Origin of the sequence: Mesorhizobium kowhaii, assembly GCF_003253745.1 — a bacterium.
Taxonomy (GTDB): domain Bacteria; phylum Pseudomonadota; class Alphaproteobacteria; order Rhizobiales; family Rhizobiaceae; genus Mesorhizobium; species Mesorhizobium kowhaii.
In genome coordinates, this window is the sequence record NZ_MZXV01000040.1 from 126993 (window position 1) to 148462 (window position 21470).

20 protein-coding genes are annotated in these 21470 nt (G+C 56.1%); 8 read left to right on the top strand and 12 right to left on the bottom strand.

Annotated elements, in window-relative coordinates; translation table 11 throughout:
• Positions 1-18: 18 nt before the first annotated feature.
• Together B5V02_RS19660 and guaB are read right to left on the bottom strand one after the other, a co-directional pair.
• Positions 19-642: a hypothetical protein gene (locus B5V02_RS19660; RefSeq protein WP_111545784.1), complete on the bottom strand. Its 624-nt coding sequence runs from the start codon at positions 640-642 to the stop codon at positions 19-21.
• A complete protein-coding gene (guaB, locus tag B5V02_RS19665; protein WP_111545785.1) occupies positions 593-2095 on the bottom strand; it encodes an IMP dehydrogenase in 1503 nt (500 codons plus the stop codon). The genes B5V02_RS19660 and guaB overlap by 50 nt, the downstream gene beginning before the upstream one ends.
• Positions 2096-2212: 117 nt before the next feature.
• On the opposite strand from guaB, the gene B5V02_RS40135 reads away from it, so the two are divergent.
• On the top strand, positions 2213-2482 hold the full coding sequence (locus B5V02_RS40135) for a hypothetical protein (protein WP_146606098.1): 270 nt from the start codon (positions 2213-2215) through the stop codon (positions 2480-2482).
• A 58-nt stretch (positions 2483-2540) separates the two neighbouring features.
• The gene (locus B5V02_RS19670; protein ID WP_146606099.1) at positions 2541-2762 is read left to right on the top strand and encodes a hypothetical protein; all 222 of its coding nucleotides are present in this window, start codon (positions 2541-2543) and stop codon (positions 2760-2762) included.
• Between the two features lie 233 nt (positions 2763-2995).
• Here B5V02_RS19670 and B5V02_RS19675 read toward each other — a convergent pair whose 3' ends face one another.
• Both B5V02_RS19675 and B5V02_RS19680 read right to left on the bottom strand, forming a co-directional pair.
• On the bottom strand, positions 2996-3592 hold the full coding sequence (locus B5V02_RS19675) for a hypothetical protein (protein ID WP_111545787.1): 597 nt from the start codon (positions 3590-3592) through the stop codon (positions 2996-2998).
• Position 3593: 1 nt separating this feature from the next.
• Positions 3594-4205 carry a hypothetical protein gene (locus tag B5V02_RS19680; protein ID WP_146606100.1) on the bottom strand — a complete coding sequence of 204 codons (612 nt, stop codon included), beginning with the start codon at positions 4203-4205 and terminating at the stop codon, positions 3594-3596.
• Positions 4206-4760: 555 nt separating this feature from the next.
• Here B5V02_RS19680 and B5V02_RS40140 point away from each other — a divergent pair.
• From B5V02_RS40140 to B5V02_RS19700, 3 genes are all read left to right on the top strand, one after another.
• Positions 4761-5261 carry an HK97 family phage prohead protease gene (locus tag B5V02_RS40140; RefSeq protein WP_146606101.1) on the top strand — a complete coding sequence of 167 codons (501 nt, stop codon included), beginning with the start codon at positions 4761-4763 and terminating at the stop codon, positions 5259-5261.
• A 1227-nt stretch (positions 5262-6488) separates the two neighbouring features.
• The gene (locus B5V02_RS19695; RefSeq protein WP_111545791.1) at positions 6489-6908 is read left to right on the top strand and encodes a hypothetical protein; all 420 of its coding nucleotides are present in this window, start codon (positions 6489-6491) and stop codon (positions 6906-6908) included.
• A gap of 30 nt (positions 6909-6938) precedes the next feature.
• A complete protein-coding gene (locus tag B5V02_RS19700; protein ID WP_111545792.1) occupies positions 6939-9653 on the top strand; it encodes a hypothetical protein in 2715 nt (904 codons plus the stop codon).
• Between the two features lie 5 nt (positions 9654-9658).
• Here the strand turns inward: B5V02_RS19700 and B5V02_RS19705 are convergent, their stop codons facing one another.
• The 5 genes from B5V02_RS19705 to B5V02_RS19730 all read right to left on the bottom strand — a co-directional run bounded on the left by B5V02_RS19705 (position 9659) and on the right by B5V02_RS19730 (position 13724).
• Positions 9659-10408 (bottom strand): hypothetical protein, encoded by a 750-nt coding sequence (locus tag B5V02_RS19705; RefSeq protein WP_111545793.1) that lies wholly within the window; start codon positions 10406-10408, stop codon positions 9659-9661.
• Positions 10395-11000 carry a hypothetical protein gene (locus tag B5V02_RS19710; RefSeq protein ID WP_111545794.1) on the bottom strand — a complete coding sequence of 202 codons (606 nt, stop codon included), beginning with the start codon at positions 10998-11000 and terminating at the stop codon, positions 10395-10397. Before B5V02_RS19710 ends, B5V02_RS19705 begins: the two co-directional genes overlap by 14 nt.
• 450 nt (positions 11001-11450) lie before the next feature.
• Complete coding sequence (locus B5V02_RS19715) at positions 11451-11873, bottom strand: hypothetical protein (protein ID WP_146606102.1); 423 nt, start codon at positions 11871-11873, stop codon at positions 11451-11453.
• A gap of 601 nt (positions 11874-12474) precedes the next feature.
• Positions 12475-12918: a DUF669 domain-containing protein gene (locus B5V02_RS19725; protein WP_111545797.1), complete on the bottom strand. Its 444-nt coding sequence runs from the start codon at positions 12916-12918 to the stop codon at positions 12475-12477.
• Positions 12915-13724, bottom strand: a complete 810-nt coding sequence (locus B5V02_RS19730; RefSeq protein WP_111545798.1) for a PriCT-2 domain-containing protein — start codon at positions 13722-13724, stop codon at positions 12915-12917. Before B5V02_RS19730 ends, B5V02_RS19725 begins: the two co-directional genes overlap by 4 nt.
• A gap of 118 nt (positions 13725-13842) precedes the next feature.
• On the opposite strand from B5V02_RS19730, the gene B5V02_RS40145 reads away from it, so the two are divergent.
• Positions 13843-14178 carry a hypothetical protein gene (locus tag B5V02_RS40145; protein ID WP_146606103.1) on the top strand — a complete coding sequence of 112 codons (336 nt, stop codon included), beginning with the start codon at positions 13843-13845 and terminating at the stop codon, positions 14176-14178.
• Between the two features lie 116 nt (positions 14179-14294).
• Positions 14295-16166 (top strand): primase-helicase family protein, encoded by a 1872-nt coding sequence (locus B5V02_RS40150; protein ID WP_146606104.1) that lies wholly within the window; start codon positions 14295-14297, stop codon positions 16164-16166.
• Between the two features lie 458 nt (positions 16167-16624).
• Here the strand turns inward: B5V02_RS40150 and B5V02_RS19750 are convergent, their stop codons facing one another.
• Together B5V02_RS19750 and B5V02_RS19755 are read right to left on the bottom strand one after the other, a co-directional pair.
• Positions 16625-17056 carry a hypothetical protein gene (locus tag B5V02_RS19750; RefSeq protein WP_146606105.1) on the bottom strand — a complete coding sequence of 144 codons (432 nt, stop codon included), beginning with the start codon at positions 17054-17056 and terminating at the stop codon, positions 16625-16627.
• 660 nt (positions 17057-17716) lie between these two features.
• Positions 17717-19021, bottom strand: a complete 1305-nt coding sequence (locus B5V02_RS19755) for a tyrosine-type recombinase/integrase (RefSeq protein WP_342633870.1) — start codon at positions 19019-19021, stop codon at positions 17717-17719.
• A 90-nt stretch (positions 19022-19111) separates the two neighbouring features.
• Here B5V02_RS19755 and B5V02_RS19760 point away from each other — a divergent pair, with 90 nt between their 5' ends.
• Positions 19112-20536: a DHA2 family efflux MFS transporter permease subunit gene (locus B5V02_RS19760; protein WP_111545804.1), complete on the top strand. Its 1425-nt coding sequence runs from the start codon at positions 19112-19114 to the stop codon at positions 20534-20536.
• A gap of 113 nt (positions 20537-20649) precedes the next feature.
• Here B5V02_RS19760 and B5V02_RS19765 read toward each other — a convergent pair whose 3' ends face one another.
• On the bottom strand, positions 20650-21423 hold the full coding sequence (locus tag B5V02_RS19765) for an RlmE family RNA methyltransferase (RefSeq protein WP_111545805.1): 774 nt from the start codon (positions 21421-21423) through the stop codon (positions 20650-20652).
• Positions 21424-21470: the final 47 nt, after the last annotated feature.

Consider the following 21470-nt stretch of genomic DNA (forward strand, 5'->3'; position numbering starts at 1 on the left):
CCCCTGCCCCGTTTGGCGTCAAGCCTGGTGTTTCTGGCCCGCCAGCCAGAAAGCGGCGATGACGATCAGCGGGATGGCGAGAAGCGCGAATTTGGTGACGATCAGCGCCGAGGCGAGAGACAGCGAATCCGGATTGGCCGACAGGAAATCGGACAGCAGGCTCGCCACCGCGATGTTCTGGGCATAATCGGCCAGCGTGTAGGGCAGCACCAGAATCAGCGCGAAGATCGACTGCATCTGCCCCGGCAGCACGCGGAAATTCTTCAATCGCCGGCCGGTGGCAAGGATCAGGCTGACCAGCGTCAGCGACAACAGCGCCGGGAACAGCAGATCGAAGGTCAGATAGTGCCAGACGAGAATGATCTCGCCACCGCGCCGGCCGAGCGCCGTCAGCCAGGCCATGCCTTCGTCCGGCGTGAAACCGAGAAAGCGCATGTCGAGTGACGCCAGGCCGCCGCTCAACTGGCGAAAATAGAAGAATTCCAGCACTGTCATGGCGATAAAGACCGCCGCCGACAGGAAACAGAGCGCGGCCGCGTGGCGCGACAGCCGCAGGATCGTTGCGGCCAGGCTCCGCCAGAGCCCGTACGGATCAGGCTCCGCCGGGATAGTTCGGGCTTTCGCGGGTAATCGTGACGTCATGGGCGTGGCTTTCACGAAGTCCGGCGTTGGATATGCGTACAAAGGTGGCGCGTTCGCGGAAATCGGCAAGGTCGCGACCGCCCACATAACCCATAGCGGCTTTTAGCCCGCCTGCAAGCTGGTGTAGCACGCCGGACACAGGTCCTTTGTAGGGAACCTGCCCCTCGATGCCTTCCGGGACCAGCTTCAGCGTGTCGCGCACCTCGGCCTGGAAGTAGCGATCGGCGGAGCCGCGCGCCATGGCGCCGACCGAGCCCATGCCGCGATAGGCCTTGAAGGAGCGGCCCTGGTGCAGATAGACCTCGCCCGGGCTTTCATCGGTACCGGCCAGCAGCGAGCCGATCATGGCTGCACTGGCGCCGGCGGCGAGCGCCTTGGCGAGATCGCCGGAATATTTGATGCCGCCATCGGCGATCACCGAGACGCCTGATTTGTTCGCCATCTCGACCGCCGACATGATGGCCGAAAGCTGCGGCACACCGACACCGGCAACGATGCGGGTGGTGCAGATGGAGCCCGGGCCGATGCCGACCTTGACGGCGTCCGCGCCGGCGTCGATCAGCGCCTGCGTGCCTTCGGCGGTGGCGACGTTGCCGGCCAGGATGCGAACCGAGTTGGAGAGCTTCTTGGCGCGCGTCACTGCGTCCAGCACCCGCTGCGAGTGACCATGCGCGGTGTCGATGACCAGAAGGTCGACGCCGGCATCTATGAGGCGTTCGGCGCGCTCGAAACCGTCATCGCCGACGCTGGTGGCGGCGGCGGCGCGCAAGCGGCCCTGCGCGTCCTTGGTGGCGTGCGGGTTGAGCTGCGACTTCTCGATGTCCTTGACGGTGATCAGCCCGACGCAATTGCCCTGCTTGTCGACGACGACCAGTTTTTCGATGCGGTGCTGGTGCAAGAGGCGCTTGGCCTCGTCCTGGTCGACATTCTCCTTGACCGTGATCAGGTTCTCACGGGTCATCAGTTCGTAGACTTTCTGCGCCGGATCGGACGCAAAGCGCACGTCACGGTTCGTCAGGATGCCGACCAGCCGACCGACCTTCTGGCCGCCGGTGCCGCCATTCTCGACCACCGGAATGCCCGAAATCGAATAGGTGCGCATCAGCGAAAGCGCGTCGGCAAGGGTGGCGTCGGGGCCGATAGTGACGGGATTGATCACCATGCCGGATTCGAACTTCTTGACCTGGCGCACCTGCTCGGCCTGCTCGGCCGGGGAGAAATTGCGGTGGATGACGCCAATGCCGCCGGCCTGGGCCATGGCGATTGCAAGCCGCGCTTCGGTGACGGTGTCCATCGCCGCCGACAGGATCGGCACATTGAGGTCGATGTCGCCGGCAATGCGCGTGCGGACATCGGTCTCGCCAGGCATGACCTCGGAATGACCGGGCTGCAGCAGCACGTCGTCAAAGGTGAGCGCCAGCGCGCCGGTGGACGTTTCGATGATTTTTGCCATGGCCAGTCCTCGGAATACAGAAAAAGCGCTTGACCGGAATGGACAGCGCCGACTCGTCTTCTTCCCTTTCAGGATTGGCGCTGGCTCGTAACACGTCCCGCCGCGGATGAAAAGCCGATGATTTCACGCTCCCGGAAAGGTGACGTCTTTGCCGAAAAGAACGCCACCTACGGTTGCCGGTCGCACAAAAGTGACTGCAAATTAATGCGACATCCCAGCGAAGGCATGGTAACCGCCCGCCTCAAGGCCGACATGCAACCGGCAACGCAACATTCAAATCTGGACGCGTTCCTTGAACCGCACCATCCCGCTCATACTGGCGGTCGCTCTTTTCATGGAAAAAACGAACTGACCAACGATATCAAGGGCTTCCTACGGTCGAGGTGACGCTTCCATAAGCAGGTTCATAATTGACAATCCGCCACGAATCCGGATGCTCCTGCACATGGCACGCCTAACCACAGCACAAACCCTGACCATGCTCGGGCTGACCCACCGCAACAGTCTACGCAATCGCAACCTGCACCCTACCCGCATCAACGGGCGTAACTACTACGACAAGGATGAGGTTCAGCGACTGGCAGACGGCTATGTCATCTACACGCAGCCAAGCCCAACGGCCTCAGACCCGGAATACATGGCCCGCATCACAAACGGATTTACGTAACCGTCAATTTGGCGAAAGTCCCGCGAGATTTCACACGTCGAAACGATGCCAATGACGGAGACCCCGCGCCCGCCTTGCTTCGTTCAATGACTCCGTTCGATGCTCCCAGTACTGGCGATGCGCATCCCAAGAGGTGACGCCCTTCCTTGGTCGGATAAACGGCTCGCCAACCCAGCGAGCGATCCAGCCATAAGCTTGCCCCGGTAGCACCCAGCGATAAAGCAGGTTCGGCCTCACCAACCCCTCCCAAACATCGGCCACTCACGCATAGACCTGGCAGTACCGACTGCAGCCACAACCGGACCGCGATCAAGCTCCTGCTGACGAGCCTTCATGGCCTTTGCCTCTGCCCGTGCCATTTCGAGTTCGGCTTGGGTTACGTTCTCACCTGGCATCGATCTCTTGTGCACCCGGTTGATGACCTCAGGACCATCATCCACCTCGTGTTTGGCGCCGATCATGACACCGGGGTTCGCCACCACAGCCGCTGCAGCTACCTCGGCCGTGACAAGGTTAGGGATTTGACGGCCACAAGGAACGAGCATCATCTCTTCCTCGATCATGACTTGATATGTCTCGCCAGTCGGATGCCAGCGCGTGCCCTCCCCTAGGAACAGCTTCGTTGGAACCCTCACTATGTCCACATTGACCACGGCATCAGCCACGACCTCTTCTTCAACCTCAACGCCTAACACGAGTGGGTCTAGCTCATGGGTCCAGAACGTGGCCTGAACGCCATACTCGTTCTCATCCAACTCATCGTTGCGTATCTCGCGGACCTTGCGAGCCAGTGCAGCCGGGGATGTGAGCAGGTTCCAGCCGTTGGCCACGTCACACAACCTTACCGGACGGGGGTTTCTTCAGAGGCGCGCCGGCCTTGCCAGCCGACTTTTTGGCTAGCTCTTGCTCGACGACCAAGCCGTTGACCTTCGCGCCGAGCAGGCCCAACAGTGTTTTAACAAAGGCCTCATCTATTTCACCGCGACCGTACGCCTCTAGTGCAGCGTCAATCGCATCGACAGGGGCCAGTTCGGTCAATTGCTTTGCATCGGTCATTGAATTGGGCACGGCATGAGGGCCAACAGCCCGCTTCACGATCTCATTGGCTATGTCGACCTTTTCGCCAACCTTGCCAGCTTGCTGCATGGCCTGCTCCAAGACCTCGAATGCCTGCCTCAACGATGACGCAGCACGGGCGCGCACGTATCGCTTAGCCTCGCCAATTGACATGGCGTTGTGTGCAGCACCGGCAGCTTGCAGGAAATATTGGTGCCTCTTGTCGTTGTATTCCTTGAGTGCGCGGGCATTTGCGGCCTTGATTGCGTCATTCATGGCCACTGTTTCTTCGAGCGACATGTTTAGGCAGCAGGTTTCGAACCACTTCTCACGCATATCTGCCGTGAAAAGCTCAATTGGCTTAACCCGTCTTGCGTCGAAATTCATCCTAAACATGGTACAACCACTCGTGTTTGCAGTATATCTTTACGTGTATACAGTAAAAATTCGGCAACGTCAAGGTTATCCCTTGACAACGCCCGAAAAATATGCAACGTTGTTGCATCCGCTGCGCGTTCCTTTGGATTCTCTCCTCCGCTGCGCGGATAGACTGCCCTAAGCGTTGATCTCCTGGTGTGATCGCGGATAGGGCAAACGGCATTGATCTCAACGGCCCCTTGGCGGGCTTATGTTCAATGTTGGTGCTTTGATAGTGCGCCCTATCTGCGATCCTCATCAACGCTCTTGCAGCAATGAGAAGGATCGCAAACTATGAGATACGAGGATCTGCCTAAGCGCGGGGACATGATCTATATGAACATGCCCATGCAGCCACTCCCAGGTATGGGCACACCAGTCAGCCCCACGGCTGCACTGGAGATGAAGATAGATTTGCTCAAGGCAAAGATCGCTCACAAGTCGAATCCAGTCGATTTGGAGTATGAGCGTCGTTGCCGCGAGTCAGCCCATTATAAGCGCAGCCTTGGCCACAGGGGTTAGCCCGTGCTTCTGGTGCGCGGTTGGGCCAGCACGTCTGCGATTGACGCGGAAGACCACTCTTTTGCACCTGAGGCAATCCGCTGGCCACAATTCAATGTCGGCGGCTCGCTAATCTCCCCACCGATTGAGCTGCTCTACCATCACCGTGGGGCTCCTGTTGGCAAGATCATCACTTTGGCACGTCGAGCTACAAAGGATGGCTCGTTAGGGCTTTGGATTGAAGCTTCAGTTAGCCCCGAATACACATACCTGCCGTTCTCAGGGTTCAGTGTTAGAACCAAAATCGAACGCTATGAGATCAAGCACAGGGATGTTGGCCCATACGCGTTGGTCAAATCGGCCTTTCTTTTGGAAGTGAGTTTGGTGAGAGAACCTTGCAACCCCGATTGCCTAGTCACGGAGAGAGAAGAGTTCTGTGAAGTGACTCCCTACACAATTGAGGCAATCAACAAACTTAGATCACTTCAACAGCTAATCGAAAAACTGCAGAGGGCAAACAAATGAATGACTCAGCCATCAGACATGCACTGTCACGAGATAACTTGGTTCGCATAGCCGAAGCAACGAAGATCGCTCCGCATATCCTTCAGCGTATCATTGACGGCGATTACCTGCCGAGCCCCGAAGAGATAGACGCACTAGCGGGATACTTCCGTGGCGAATACTCGATGACAGGTATGGATTCTAGTTGGACGCGTAGGCCTAACCCAAACACCACCACAGGCCCGCTTCCGCTGGCAAGTTATGTGCAGCCAGCAGATAAGGTCAAGTACGACCCATTCGGAGCGCCGCCAATGTTGAAGAAGGGACCGAAACCAACAGGTAACGGCGCTCTTGAGGACGGGTTCACAGGGACAGGTCAAAAGGTTGCCACAGGGGCGAAGCGTTGACAGGAGAAAGTGCGATGATTTGCCGTGCAACGCGCGTGAACGTGATGGATGCAATGCAGCAATACGTGGAGCTGTTCATCAAGTTGTACTGCCTGTCAGGTATCGCAACAGCGTTCCTTTACGCCATGATGCCTCAACGTCAATGGTCGGGATTCTTGTCGTGCCTACTTGTGGCTCCGCTGGTTTGGTTCCTTACCGTGCGAGTTTATTGGAGGCAACGATGACCATAAAGTGTGACCCACCTTGTGACCCCAGCATAGGCCAACCACTCCCGCCAGTACCATGGCCTGATCGGAGACGATACGATGTCAGGAGGACGCGTTCAGTACCTCTTATCCCCCGCGAGCCGCACACCAAACCCGCGGAGACACAGACCGCCGAAGTGTCAGCCGGGCCAACTGTGCCAGCGGTCACCGGTCTACGGTCAGGGCCAAGCGATGCACCGAACCTGCCTGCTGATCGGAACGGTTCTCGTGTGCAAGGTGAACTGACCAATGCTCCAGGCGAAGTAGGCGGTGTGTCTTTCTTCCGGACAGACATCCCAGCATGCGACTTTGGCCCTTGCGATCCCAACCTTGCGCAACCTCTGCCGCCGGTTCCGTGGCCCGACACCCCGCCCCCGTTCTTTGTCGGCATGACACAGGAAGAGGCTGATCTGCGTTACGTGAGGCTGAATCCAAAGGAGGACTCAAATGAACCCGTTTCTGAAGGCATACCTATTCTCTCGCCCGAACGCGACTGACGCTCAGCTCGCAGACTATTTGTTCTACCATCATTTCACGATCTACAAGAGCCTCGATGCTGCCCGCAAAGAGGTCGAGCATTACAGGAGTTTATCCATATGACACAGATGCGGATCAACTGCTTCCCAGGTGGTGGCGGGTTCACGATGAGTCCAGTGCCAGATGGGCATAAACCGCAAGAGCATTGTCCTGGCTATGGCGATCAACCTAAGTTTGGTTATAGCGACGATGGCGTTAGCCAGACACTGACCAGTCTCGAACCGAATGTGATCAGTGCAAGCAAGCAACTTGTCTGGACCATCGTTGTCAAAGGAACAAGATTCAACCGTAACACCTCGATTGTCCACTTCGACGGTCAGCCGGTACAGACGGACTATGAGACGCCGACAGCGTTGCGGGCAACAGTTGTGGACAGCTTTGGTACCTTCAAGTCTGGGCGACACTCGATATCTGTTGTGGACCTCGGCCGCGAAACTGACCCGCTGTATCTGATCTTGAACGACGGGCACGCTGCATAACTGCCCACTCGTGTTTGACGAGGAACTGACATGGCATCGTTTACTGAGCAAGCCACGCTTCTGGTCGTCGATAAGTCGTCGGCGAAAATCAAGAAGATCAATTCCGAGCTGGCCAAGCTCCTCGCCACGGCTAACAAGCTCAGCCATCTATCAATTCGGATGAACGGTCTGAGCAAGGCCACGACTGAAGTTAAGAAGCTGAATACCGAACTAAGCCACATTGGTCGACGCCCGATTAATCTGCGGGTGAACCTCCAAGGTACGCAGCAGGCCCGGTCACAGCTCAATTCCCTTACCAAGCCACGTGGTATCCTTGCGGGCTTAAACGTCAGTGGGTTCGGTATCGGCCGTTCGATTGCACGAGGATTCTGGGCTGGCATTGGTGGGCGGCTGTCAGGCCGTCTTGAGAGCGTTATTGGTGGCGCAGTTGCGCGTGGCGGCAGAGCGCAGGATGTTGCTCAGTTTACCTTTGAGTCATTGCCGCTTACGCCACAGGAGCGAACCGTATCAACGCAAGCGATTGACGATCTGGTCAAGTCGCAGAGGACGCTCAATCGCGCACAAACCGAGCTGCTGTACGCTGAAATTGCTCCCTCGTTCGTCACGCCACAGGGTGGGGTCAATGTGGCAGCTACCCGGATGGCAGAGGAAGGGCTCATTAAGATAATCGAGCAGCAGACAGCGCGAGGGATTCCATTCGATCAGGCACGCTCATATGCGTTAGACTTCACCAAGGCAGCTGTCTCCGCAGGGCGATTCCAGGATGCAGCGGGTCAAATGAACCCGGCTAAGATGAAGGACTTCTTCGACACAATCAGTGCAGGCACAACAGTGATTGGTGAGGAGTTCACTGGCCCGAATATCCGCTCACTGCTGGCGAATGCGCCGAACCTTAAGCAGACACTAAATACTCAAGGCCTCGAAAAATTGCTGCTCCTTGGCGAGGAGGATCGTTCTAGGATCGCGGTCGCGATTGAAACGCTTCGTGCAAACCTAACGCCGTCGCCTGCAACGATGAATGTTCGCCAGAGAAAGTTCAACATGGCGACCGGGTTCTTCAATGCGCAGGGTGTTGCACCACCGGAGTTCCAGAAGGCGTTCGGTCAAGATCCGTTCAAGGCCATGACTGACTTTGTCGTTAACAATCAGGACAAGATTGATAAAGCGGCAGGTCGGCACATCAATCTGCAAGATCGCGCCGATGTGCAGTGGTTGGGCGCGGCGATGTTTATGAACCGCAACGCACAGTTTGCCTTTACCCAGGCATTGAACCAACGTGCGGCAATGGGTGGTCAGCTTGCCTTTATGGAGGCGGCTCGCAAGCAAGAAATCAATACCACAAAATCGTTGGTCCTCGCGCAAGCGCGGCTGCAATCGTCATTCGATGGCCTTGCTGGCCAAATGGTTCGCATGGCTGAACCGTTGTTGCTTCCAGTTATGGATGCGATGACCAAGGTACTTTCGACAACAGCTGAGGGTAAGGTGCCATCAGCCGCCGATCTCGCGGCACTTGGTGTGATGCCACTCGGCCTGAAAGCGTTGCTCGCAAGCGGCGCACTTACCACAGTTGGTGTCACTGCTGGAATAGCTGGTCTAGCCTCGACCAATGAGAACACACGTTTGCTTGGTGCAATTGCGGTCAACACTGCTGCCACGGCATCAAACACGAGTGGTGGATTATTTGGTGACAAGGCTGCTGGTGCGGCAGGTATCCTAGGCTGGTTTAGAACAGCCGGCATTGGTATTAGCGGCATACTGGGCATTTCAAGCATTATAGCTAATCAACGTGGTACTCCGGCTGGCACATATCAACCTGGGCGTAGTCAAATTGCTGATTGGATAATGGGACTTCGACAAGCTGCCATTGCTTCCCAAACACCGGAAGGTCAACGACAACTTCAAATCGCCGCGCTCGAACGTCAGTTAGCTACGCAGAAGGCCAACGCCGAACGAGTTGCCAGTGAAAGCGGAGGTCCGGGTGGTGGAAGGTTCTTTGAGCAGGCGATGACGCAGCTTGCGGAAACCAGAGCAAAGCTAGATGCACTGACACAGAAAGGCGTACCTGTCACGGAAGCAACTTCCTCTGTGGCCGAGGATCGCATAACCCGCGCTAGGGTCGCTTTGAACGCCAAGCATACGGCCGAGCAGCAGAAGGGTTTTGAAGCCCTTGGCATTAGCCGTCGCAAACTGCAGGAAAGCGCTGAGAAGGAGTTTGGCGGCAAGGAGGGTATTCGTCAGTTTCAGATCAAGGTCGGCGCATTCGTTGACGGACTCTTCGGTCCACAAACGCTCGACATTGCGAAAAGGCATCGTCTCGCCCGCATTGACGAACTGTCTACTATCAAGGATCAGCAAGCCCCGGCAGCCCTTGCTGCCCCTGTGGCAACGAACGTCGCACATATCGCTGCAGCTGCCACTGAGGCCATGAGCAGACGCCAGCAGATGGAGCAATTGACTAAACCGAGTGAAGGCTTCCAGCAAGGTATGCTCATGCTGGATCAGGGTACGACTGCAATCGCAGCAGCCTTCGATATCGGCACAACGAAAGTTGCCACAGCGGGCACATCAGCAGGGCAGTCGATTACAACCAGCGTTACTGGGGCTGGTTCTGCAATCGCAGCAGCCTTCAATACTGGCGGGGCTAGCGCCGCGGCTCAGATACGTGCCGCATTGTCCACAGGCGTCAATGTTAGGATGCCCACGGCCCCTGCCGTCGATACGGGCGCACAGACGGTCGTGACCTAACGCCATCAGTTAAGGGCGAGCACGACGTTGTTCACCAAGTCGGTTATCACATCATCAGCTTGCGATTGGACGATGACGACAGACGCTGGGTGGGCGGCTGTGTTGCGCCTGTCCAACTTCTCCTTGAGTATCTTGATGATGCTGCGTCCTACGATGCCAGCAGTGTTGCATATTTCGATCACCTCGAACTCTTTGAGTTCCTCCAAGAAGTCGTCATAGGACGAAATCGCAAGACCGGCCCTTTTTGGATAGCGTTTGCCTATGGCCGTGTTGAAGTCGCTCAGCCGCTTCGGGTCGTTCAGAATCCAGTGGAGCAGGTGGCTGTAGGCGAGGTTCCAGGTCATGACGATACAAGCGCGGTACGCCTCAATGCGATAGCACTTGATCGCCTCTGCCAAGAAGTTCTTCTCGGCAACATCGGGCACCTTGCCGGGCAGATCGGTCAGCAGCTTGCTTACCTGCACCACGCTGTGATGGGTGCCATATTTCGCGTCGAGTTCGAGGCGGACGGTGCGCTGCAGCTTGTATCCGCTCTTCTGCTTCAGCAAATCCTTGTAGTCGACCATTCTGGGGAGGTACTTGCTGACCTGAGGCGGGTCGAGATGCAGAGTGGTGAAGCAGCTGCGGACGTCAGCGCTATCGAAAACGTCTTTGCCTTCGTGGGTGTGAAGGAACCACGCGAACAGACGAATCTGTAGGCGTGGTGATGCCTTGTCGAAGTCGGCGACCTGACTGGCGAAGTCAGCCAGCTCCATTGGTACTGCCAAGTTTGTTCACGTAGTCCAGACCAAGGTGATTGATCTCGTACTCACTGCTCTCATTCCTGCTGAAATATTTCCGCGACTTCAGTTCACGAAGCGGCTGCCAGAAATCAGGGATGTTGATAGGCCATGCCATCGAGCGGAAGCAGGTGTAGATGTGGCCTGCAGCTACGCCATCGATACCGCGATGCTCCTTCAACCAAGCGGCAGCGATTAGATATTTTTTATGCTGGCTCTTCGCATCCTTTCCCTGCGCAAACGACGCAAGCGACATATGCCTATTCATGTCGATATCCACGACGTCCGGCGTCTTTGGAACTTTCCGAGTAGTCCGTGGCTTCGCGGGCCGGACATCAATAATTTCGCTCTCCTCGACATCATCAATCTCGGGCTCGATTTCGACCTCAGCTTCCTGCGGAGGCGGAGTGGCAGCAAGACGTTTCATGACCGGAGAGGCGGGGCCCCGGAGCGCGTTCTGAATAGCTTGGGTAATCTGCCCGATGTCACCGTCTGCTATTTCTGCTTCAACCATGACGAAGCGAATACGGGACGTGCCCGATACCTTACCGCTAGAGTTCTTGGCCATATGCTATCCTTCTAAGATTCAAGTAGGAGTGAAAGGCCAATACGCTTACCTGAGGTTGTCGGCAAGCGTGTAGGTTGCCAATTTGTTCTTCAATCACCAATATTTTTCAGCGGCGGTCTTACTATCGACGCCAGACCCGTTTCAACAAATGGGATGAACACGGTGCTGGTAGCGGTGCTTGTCGATGCACTTCTTGCTGCAGCATATCTGGTTCGCGCGGTACGGCTGGAATGGCTCGCCGCATTGCTTGCACTTACGTACCTTCAGTTTTTTCGGTTTGAGACCGTAGACAGGCATCGATGTAGCTCCCGAAAGCGCGACCCCTACAATCGTTTTCGACCGTATCAACGTGCGTATGCGTTCAAATGAATGCCACGCGGAGAACCCCTGCGTACGTGTCAAGAAGACCCTATGTAGGGTGACCCGAGGGGTCTATTTGCGATCACGCAATCACTGTGCTGACCGCCATTTGTGACTGCCGATTTGATCAAGCAATTGGGGCTCGACCGCCTTGGGCTGCTCTACGACCTTGGGCAATGCTACAGGGGCGGGTGCCAAAGCGGATAGCTGTTGCCGATCAGGCCAAATCGCCATCAACACTCTACGCCCGAACGCTATCAACACCGACCAGACGACCGAGTTCAACAGGAACATATAGCCATCCCAATTGCTCGGTATCGCTTCTGGATTAAATGCTGACATTGTCTGAAAGACCTGAGAGGCCGTTACTGACTGAAGCTGTTCGACCGTGACCCCTTGACCTAGCAGGTACACAGCCGCCGCGAGTTCATCGACCTGCGGGAGAATGACAGAGAATGTTGGCAAAGCAGTTATTGCCGCCGACACCCACCACATTGCAGTTTTGCGTTTCATTTCCATTGACTCCTTTATTTGCATGTAATTGTCACATAGCAAATAGTAGTTGTCAAAGTCTCCTTTTTGATACTACTTCGGCATCGTCGCCCACAGTTGAGCTTCGGTAAATACTTGCTGACCATTGTAGTAATATCCTGGAGCGATCGGATGGGGTAACAACCCCGACGTGGGACTACCCTTGCTCGCAGTTCGGATACGAGTATTCATCAATCTCAACATATATTTTGCATAACTGACGATTTATTTCGGCGTTATTGCCGTGTTAATTTCTACCGTGCTGCAACTTGGCACACGCTATCAGCACCAGCTCTGCGGCTCTCTTCATCTCCTTCGGGAGGTCCGGCATGAGAGCAAGTATGTCGTGGTAGGTCTCGCGAGGATCATCTATACATAGATTCGGCTGGTCGCAGTTGATGATTAGGTCCACGGTCTGGCGAAGCTTGTGTTTCGCTAAGGCTTGCTCTGCTTCTTCCTGTGAAATTGAATGCACTGGCCAGTCAATGACCTGTGGGCGCATTGGATAAATCCTTTCGGGGTTGGGGAGACCGTATCATAACGCAACATTGATCGGCAACGCAAAATGTTCCTTTGCGCCGTATCAGTTAAACTTGACGATTGTAGTCGTGCTGACAGTCACTTTTGGTGTGCGCTTGCGATACCACTGGATAAGACTTGTGCGCCCGATGGTAATAATATCAATCTCAAGCGGGATACCATGTAGTTCAGCCGCGCTCGAACCTATCTTCAGCACATTCACCGCATGACAGATGCCGGATAGTCGCCCGTATTCATTATCGCTGATTTCGGGATTCGGATCCTTGCAGTGCAACTGATCCTCGATTTTGATACCCGCATACTCACACTCAATCAGCATGAATGTGATGGCGTAATACTTACGGCCCTGAGGCGTGTGCTTCTCTGCCGTTTCGACAATCACGGCAGGGTATCGCCCTGTCGGAATATAATCGTCCTTGTTGGTCACTGAGCGCATGGTCACTTGTTGCGGGTCATCGGCCCAGCTTGGGATCGGTGGCAGTTTCATGACTTACTCCAGTCTAATGTTACACGCCCACTCGTGTTTGCTCGTTGAAGTATCTGCAATGTTTTATCTGGATCGTACTTGCGCTTCGTGTCATCGAGCTTGTCCCAGTCACGGTCGATCTTGTCGCGACTAGCGTCATTATACTTCGATCCTGTGCGCCCCCATTCATGGAGCAATGTTTTGCCCGCGTAGCTGCCCCCTGTCGCGCAATGAACGGCAGCAAGGGCCTGAAACCAATCGTGCCATGAACAGTTCGGATCGATGAGCCTCAGTGCCCCACGGAGATAATCGATTGGGAGCAAACACGAGGGGGTTATCGCTTGGCCATTGGCCGGGTGAAGGTTCAGGCGATCGGCCAAACCGCATAGGTGATCGCTCGCATCCGCGATGGGTAACGTGTTCAGGGCAAGGCCCGTCACGGTGAAAAATCCGCTGTCAGAAAACAGTTCGATTCCGTAGATGTGCCGGATGCCTTTTAGGCGTTCCTTGGCCTCACGGTTGATGGTGACAATGGCATGACCGCCTTCGCGTGACGGGCTCAATTCGCAATGTGTGAATGTCAGCAGTTGCGGCCAGAACGGATGCGTCAGATCATCGAAATCGAGACAGCCGAGATCGTCGTCAATGTGCGGGACATACCCCCTGCCCGCGAACGCGCATGGGAGTTTCGCCCACAATGCATCGACCTGCGCCAACGTGCCAGGCTGACCATCTGTCAAACCCCAATGACCATTGATGCCGTACGGGATCTTGTTCCCATCAGACAAGCAATACAGCATCCATCTGTGGCGATCAGCGCGGTTCATGGCTCCAACATTTCGTTGGCGACGATGATCATCATACAATATATCCCCTTGAGATGTCAAACGGAATCATGTATAATTATCGAATTGATTGCATCTGTACTATGAATGGAGTCAATCTATGTCACAAATGCCGCTTGATTTAGTGTCGATGACGGAGCATCTTCGTGCCCTTGTAACCCGACACCCCGACAAGTCGAGGCTGTCACTTGAATGTGGCGTTACCTATCCACGCCTCGGCTATCTTGTGCGCAATCCCGGATCGCTGATGCGCGCCGATGATCTGCAGAAGCTGATGACGTACTACGGCTTCGACGTCACTATTGGTTCGCCTCCATTCCCGCCTGAAGGCTGGAGGGAACATCCGACGGCGCCGGGTTGGTTTTATAAAGGCCAACGCGTTTTGACCGAGGCTCAGTTACGTGCCGAGGTTGCCCAAGCTGTCGTGGCTGAGTAAGATGACGGCTATGGAAACGTGCGTGAAGCCTCGCTCTGGCAGCGTGGTCCACCCTTATCGGCAAAAACTGGCCCTTGGTGGCGGCAACTTGCCCTCGTGTTTGAAGCGAGGTCGCTATGATGGCCGACACGCTGGTTTGCCCGCATTGTAAGCAAAATCACGCTGCTGAAGATTGCCCAAAGGCGTTCGAATACAAGCTTTACGAGGTACGGCCTTTACCACCGCCTCCTCCTGCGGAAGGGCCAGCCTTCCCCGCGGTTAAGCTGCCGACATCAGATCAGCTGATGCAGGGGCTTGAGCAGCTTCAGGGCAATCCTGGGGCTGCTGAAATCAAGCGCCTATGTCAAACGGCTGCATCGCTTTATAAGCGTGAGCCGGCGGCGCAGGATGAGTTCATAACCACCCTCGTCGCGAGGTCAGGCGTCGGTAAGCGAGTCATTCAATGCGAGCTTAAAGTTGCGATTGCCGAACTCACCAAGCAGAAAGTTGAACAAGGCGATTGCGATCCGCTTAAGTGGCTTCCATGGTGTCAAGCGCAATTTCGAATTATCCGGAATTATGGCAGCAAGCTAGCTGTCGTTCCAAAGCTTAAATCTAGTGACGACTCTGTTCGCCCCCCAATGGGAAAACGAGCCTTCGAAGATAGCAATCTCGGACGTAAAGTTCATATCGGTTTTAAGGATGACGGCACCCCAGTTTATAAGCCTGTTCACGAATGGTATCTTCAGCATCCAGAAGCCGATTGTTATGAGACCCAGATTTTCAAGCCGGTACACGGCGACAAATCGGATGAGTACAATGTTTGGCAAGGTTGGCCATGGTCTCGCCCCGAGCAAGTTTACACATGTCATAGTTGGCCATGTGTCGGTGATAAGGCCGAAGATGGCTCAATACATTGGCCGCGCATTCAACACTTTCTTCGTCACGTTGTTTGCAGCAGTAACGACGAACATTTTAAGTATCTAGTTAAATGGCTGGCTCATTGGGTCCAGTTTCCACTCGAATACAATACGACCGTCATCGGCATTCGCGGTGAGCCAGGTGTAGGCAAGACTAAGCTGCTGCAATTGGTGCGGGCCTTGATCGGAGCCGATTACAGCCACATCTTTACGAACCCAGAGTCGTTGAAACGTAACTTCAACGCGATGATGCTGTATCGGCTGTTTCTAGGGTTCGACGAAGCCTTTACAGTGGGTGACAAGGTCGCGGATGCGATATTTAAGAATCTCGTGACAGGCGACGTATTTACCGTTGAGAAGAAGTTTCTCGACGCGTTCGAGGCCCGCAAGTTCTTTCGGATGATCTTCGCATCGAATGAGCAGTGGTTCATGAATGCCGATTTCGGCGACCGACGTCAGTTCTTGCTGACCTGTTCAAACACGAGGCAGAAGGATAGCAAATATTTCATGGCCCTAGACGATGCAATGGGGCCGGATGGCGAGATGTGGGCGTTCTTCGAGTTTCTGCAGAAAATGCCGCTGTCAGACTTTGATCTCAGGGCCATACCGCAGACCGACACGCTAATGGCGCAGAAGATAAACAGCCTCAGGGGCAACAATAGAGTGCTGCACTCGTTGCTCGAAGCTGGTCTGTTACCCTTGGGCCGCCATGGGCCATCAATGCAGGTGGATGCGAGATCGTTTGACGCGGATTTGGAAGAGTCGTGGGTTGAAGCGCATTACGTGCCGACTCAAGCGTTCATGGAGGTACTGGTTCAAAGCGGATACGATTTTAGGATGGATACACGTAGTGCCGGCAAGATATTGGCCATCATTGGCGGCGGAGGAAGTTTCGCTGGACCTTACAAGGGGCATGTGAGGCATGAGGGTGGGTTTTTGAGCAATGACCAGCGTATGCATGAAGGCAAGAACCTGACTGGCCGGTGGGTTGGGCCGTTGTGGCTGTCGAGGCATTTGGCTGAGAAGCATTACAAAGTACGCGGTTTGGATTGGGGGGCATCAGCGAATGAGTGGTCGAATTGGGATTAAGTGTACGGGCTTCCCTAGGGGTACAGGGGATAGGGGGGCGCTTTTTCAACCGTTATGAAAAAAAACAAGATATTTTACCGGGTTTTCCGGGGTTCCCTCGTGTGTAGTTGATTTTTTACCCCTATTACCCCTATTACCCCTATGCCATTGAAGATATTGAACAATTCCTGTAGGGGTCTACTTTGAGAATTCCCTAGGAAGTCCCTAGGCGTGCCTAGTGCGATTGTGGCAACGGTTTACACCATCTGATCTTAAGGCAACACCCTGTATCACCTTTCACGGTAAGTGTTAGCTTACCTTTCCCACGGGCTTCCTCAAGTTTCAGCGTCGGCAATTTGCTCGGCAACGCAGCAGCCAATGTCGCCTGTCGCAGATACGGATCAACTCCTGCCTCAGCTATGGATGTGCCTACCACTCGTGTTTGACAGAGACTCTCCCGCAGGCAAGCATAGCGACACTTAGGGTCTGCGAAAGCCGCTCACTGCCCAGCCGATGGCTGCGCCGACCACTAACAGGACAAGCGGCGGGACAATGGCTAGCCAGCTGAGGGTGAAGGCTGCTTCCGTAACGTCCTGACCTGCTCTGATCTCCGCCTCAACCAGCGTGAGCATCTGCAGGCTATGGCGTTCTTCCGCACTGAGCGACCGCAGAAAGTTATCTATCTTGGACCTGTCGCCTGCTTTCGCTGCAACATCATACTCAGCTTGCTTTGTCCAAGCCGCTTGTGCCTCGGGCAATTCACGCTGCGACTGCCAACCCCCCGTGATTGCTGGCAGAACTTGCCAGAGTGGAACCTTGGTCACCAAGGGCAATCCGATTGCGAAAACGAGCATCACCCATGCAGCGGAGGCGACGAGCCACAGCCGCCAAAAACCGCGTCGCATATTCATCGCCCGTACCTCCTGTGGGCCGAGACTAGCACAGAACTCGCGTCAACACAGGCGAGCCCTCTCGGTACAGGAGTAAGTGTCGCGAGATTGCACAGCGACTTATGCATCAACTTATGGAAGCGTGGCTGTCGTGCCGTGGAGCCCTTGGCCTCTATGCGTCTGAGGCATCAGGTACATGTTCGTTGTGAACAAAAGGCCGTAGTTTCGAGCTGGAGCAGTGTGAAGGCATTTACTCGCGAGCAGTGTGGAAGGCATTTACTCGCGCAGCGATTCGGGGCATCTTTGCGCTCTGGGTAAAAAGGGAGGGTTGAATGCGCCGTATAGGACTGCCCATATCGGTGTTTTTATTTATGACAACTTCTTCATTTTCACAAATTGGCGCGCCTGTTAATTCAATGTCCGAAGGAATAACCCAGTGTATAAATGAGTCTAGTCAAAGTAATACGACTAGATTATATAAAGGGCGAATTTACTATAGTTGCTCTGGGCAGATAGGTAGCTGGTTGTACGACTATTTAGCTGATTCGACTACAACTAAGGAAGAAAAATACCGAGGTGGAATTTTTAGGGCGCGGCATTATGGCACCTTGAACTGTTTTCAGCATGTCGAAAACGCGGATGGCTCACCCGCGTCCGGCGTTCACTGTGAAGTCAATATGGCTAGCCCTGACTAGAGTTACCCACGAACGCTGCCCAAGCCTCTAAGCAGGCTCTACGCTGCGCGATGAAGTCCGATCGCTGATAGGCCCTGGTCGTCGCGGTGCCAATGATGTGGCCGAGGCAACGTTGCGCCAACTCGTCAGTGAAGCCACCGGCCTCGACGCACCAGACAACGAACGATGTCCGGAACCCATGCGGATCATATTCCCCGTTGAGCAGGCCCTTGAAGATGTGCTGACTGATCGGGCGGCCCTTCTTGCAGCCTTCAAACACGAGGTCGTCAGGCTTACCTACAGGGCCAAGGACGGCCAATGCCTGCGGACTCAATGGTACGATGTGCTCGCGTCGTGTTTTGTAGCGTTCGGCAGGGATCCGCCAGAGGCCAGCGGCAAGGTCAACCTCCCGCCAGCGCATCTCCCTGACCTCGACTTGGCGCGCCGCCGTTAGGATCGTGAACCTCAGGGCGTTGGCCGCATAGCCTGTAAGGCCCGCGTAGCAAGTAGGGACGTCGGCCCAAGGCATTGCCTCATGCGACCGCGTCACCCGTTTGACCCTTGGTAGGACGTGCTCGAGGTGCCCGCGATACCTGGCAGGGTTGAGCCCTTGCGGCATGTAGCCCTTGACCATGGCGTAGTCGATGACGCGTTCAAGGAACGAGCGCAGGTACGGCCCAGTCGGCGTGTGCCAGACTGGCTTCAGCCAACGCTCGATATCCGCGACCGTGACATTGCTCAGGGGAAAAGCGGTTTCACATCGCTGCCCCTCCCTAGGCGAGGCGGCCCGCACATTCGAAATTTCTGATTTTTGGATCCCATTTTGCACCGTGACGCTGAGTGTCAAATGGTTCGCAACGTAACCCCGATACCGTGCAGCCCCAGCAGCATTCCACTCGGATGACTTCGCGACAATGTACTCCTCGCAAACCTCCTGCAGTGTCCAAACCTTTGGAGGCACCACCTCGACTGCCACCTCGTGTTTGACGGCTATCGGATCATTACCATTCGCCAATATGTCTCGTGCCTTGTCAGCGGCCCGCCGTGCATTGGCAAGCGACACAGCTGGGTAACCGCCCAGCCCGAGTTCGCGCCTCCGCTTACCGTCTGCCGGCGATGACGTATAAATGAACAGCCAAGCCCTACTTTTGCCTTGCACCCTCAGATATAGCCGATCCCCATCCCCATATATGCCGGACGCAATTTTGGTCCGCTTCAACCATGTGTCAGTCAGTTTTCCCATGCCCATACCACTCGTGTTTGACGCCCAATCATACGAAAACCCGCTTATGAAAACAAGGAATGCTTTCATAAGCAGCGTCAATGTTCGCCTATGTGCACCGAATGTGCGGCAAATGTGCAAAGATGTGCAACCCCATATGCAGCAAGGGTTTGACCTAAAATGAGGCTACAAACCCTGCCCCTGATTCTCGCCGTTGCATTGTTCATGGAAAACATGGATTCGACCGTTATCGCCACGTCGCTGCCGGCGATTGCCGTCGACATCCACACCAGCCCGATCGCGCTGAAGCTGGCGCTGACGGCCTATCTGGTGTCGCTGGCGATCTTCATTCCGATCAGTGGCTGGATGGCCGACCGCTTCGGCGCCAAGAATGTCTTTCGCGCCGCAATCGCGGTCTTCATCGTCGGCTCGATCGCCTGCGCGCTTTCCGGTTCGCTGCCGGCCTTCGTGGTGTCGCGCTTCCTGCAAGGCATTGGCGGCGCCATGATGACGCCGGTCGGGCGACTGGTGCTGGTGCGCGCGACCCCGAAAAGCGAACTCGTCGCGGCGATGTCCTGGCTGACCGTTCCGGCGCTGGTCGGGCCACTGGTCGGGCCGCCCGTCGGCGGCTTCATCACCACTTATTTCACCTGGCACTGGATCTTCCTGATCAATGTGCCGATCGGCCTGATCGGCATCTGGCTGGCGACACGTTTCCTGCCGGAGACCGAACCAACGCAGAACCCGCCACTTGATTTCATTGGCTTCGTGCTGAGCGGGCTGGCGGCATCCGGCGTGGTGTTCGGCCTGTCGGTGGTCAGCCTGCCGTATCTGCCGCCGATCGTCGGCATCATCACCGTGGCGGTCGGCCTGTTGTCGGGGGCGCTCTATTTGCTGCACGCGCGCCGCGCCAAAAATCCGCTGCTGGCGCTCGAATTGTTCCGCAATCAGGTGTTCCGCTCTTCAGTGCTCGGCGGCTCCCTGTTCCGCATCGGCATCGGCGCCGTGCCCTTCCTGCTGCCGCTGATGTTCCAGATCGGCTTCGGACTGACGCCCTTTCAGTCAGGCATGATCACCTTCGTCTCGGCGATCGGTGCCATCGGGATGAAACTCGTCACCGCGCTGATCTTCCGAGCCGCCGGGTTTCGACGCGTGCTGGTCATTGGCTCGCTGGTCGCTGCAGCGTCGATTGCCGTCAACGGGCTGTTCACACCCGAGACACCCTATCTGCTGATGCTGGCCATGCTTCTCGTCGGCGGCTTCATCCGCTCGATGTTCTTCACCGGTGTCAATGCGTTGGCCTATGCCGAGGTTTCGGCTGAGAACACCAGCAAGGCGACGCCGATCGCCGCCGTCTTCCAGCAGCTTTCGATCGCGCTCGGCGTGGCGCTGGCCGGCGGCATCCTGGAAGTGTCGACGTCGATCCATGGCGGCCCGCTTTCGCTGGACGACTTCCACATCGCCTTCTTCATCGTCGCGGCTGTATCGGCGGCGGCGGCGCTGTCGTTCGTGCGGCTGGCGCCCGATGCCGGCAACGCCGTCTCCGGCCATGGCCGGCTGAGCACGCCCAAGACGCTGGAAGCAGTGAGCCCGCCGGGCAATTGAAGCGGCTGGCTTAAAGCGCGTCGCGTCGAAACGGATTCATGCGACGCGCTTTAAGTCCTTGTTTCTATGCATGTCGTTGTCTCAAAACCGGGGCCACTTTTGAGCGACATGCATTAGGCTTCGGGCTCGCCCTGCCCTTCGCTATCGCTGCGGGCGCTCGAAGCCTCCTCCGATCCGCCTGACGGCGGCTCTCGCCCTTTGAAATCCTTGGCCAACAGATAAAGCTCGACCGATTCGTCGCGCGACGCCGGCGGCTTGACGTGATGGACCGAGCGGAAGTTGCGCTTGAGCATGGAGAGCAGTTCGTTTTCGGCGCCGCCCTGGAAGGTCTTGGCGAGGAAATGCCCGCCTGGCTTCAGGACCGACAGCGCGAAATCGGCCGCCACCTCGCACAGATGCATGGTGCGGATATGGTCGGTTCTCTTGTGACCGGTGGTGGGTGCCGCCATGTCGGACAGCACCACATCCGGATCGCCGCCCAGCGCCTCGGCCAGTTTCTGCGGCGCCAGCGGATCGAGGAAATCCATCAACAGCACCGGCGCACCGGGCACCGCATCCATTTCCAGATAGTCGATGCCGACGACATGCGGCTTGTCGGCCGTCGATTTCGTGCGCGCCGAGGCAACCTGGCACCAGCCGCCGGGGGCGGCGCCGAGGTCGATCACCTTCATGCCGGGTTTCAGGAGATGATGCTTGTCGTCGATCTCGATCAGCTTGTAGGCCGCGCGCGAGCGATAGCCGTCCGCCTTGGAGCGCTGGACATAGGGATCGTTGATGTGGCGCTGCAGCCAGCGGCGCGACGATTCCTTCAGGCCGCTCTTTTTCTTGATCCGGGTCTTCAGCACGCGAATGCTGGCAGACCCTGGTTTTTCCGGTTTCTTGGTCATTGGTTAGTTTCTTGTTTGAGCATGATCTTCTCCGAAAACCGGACGCC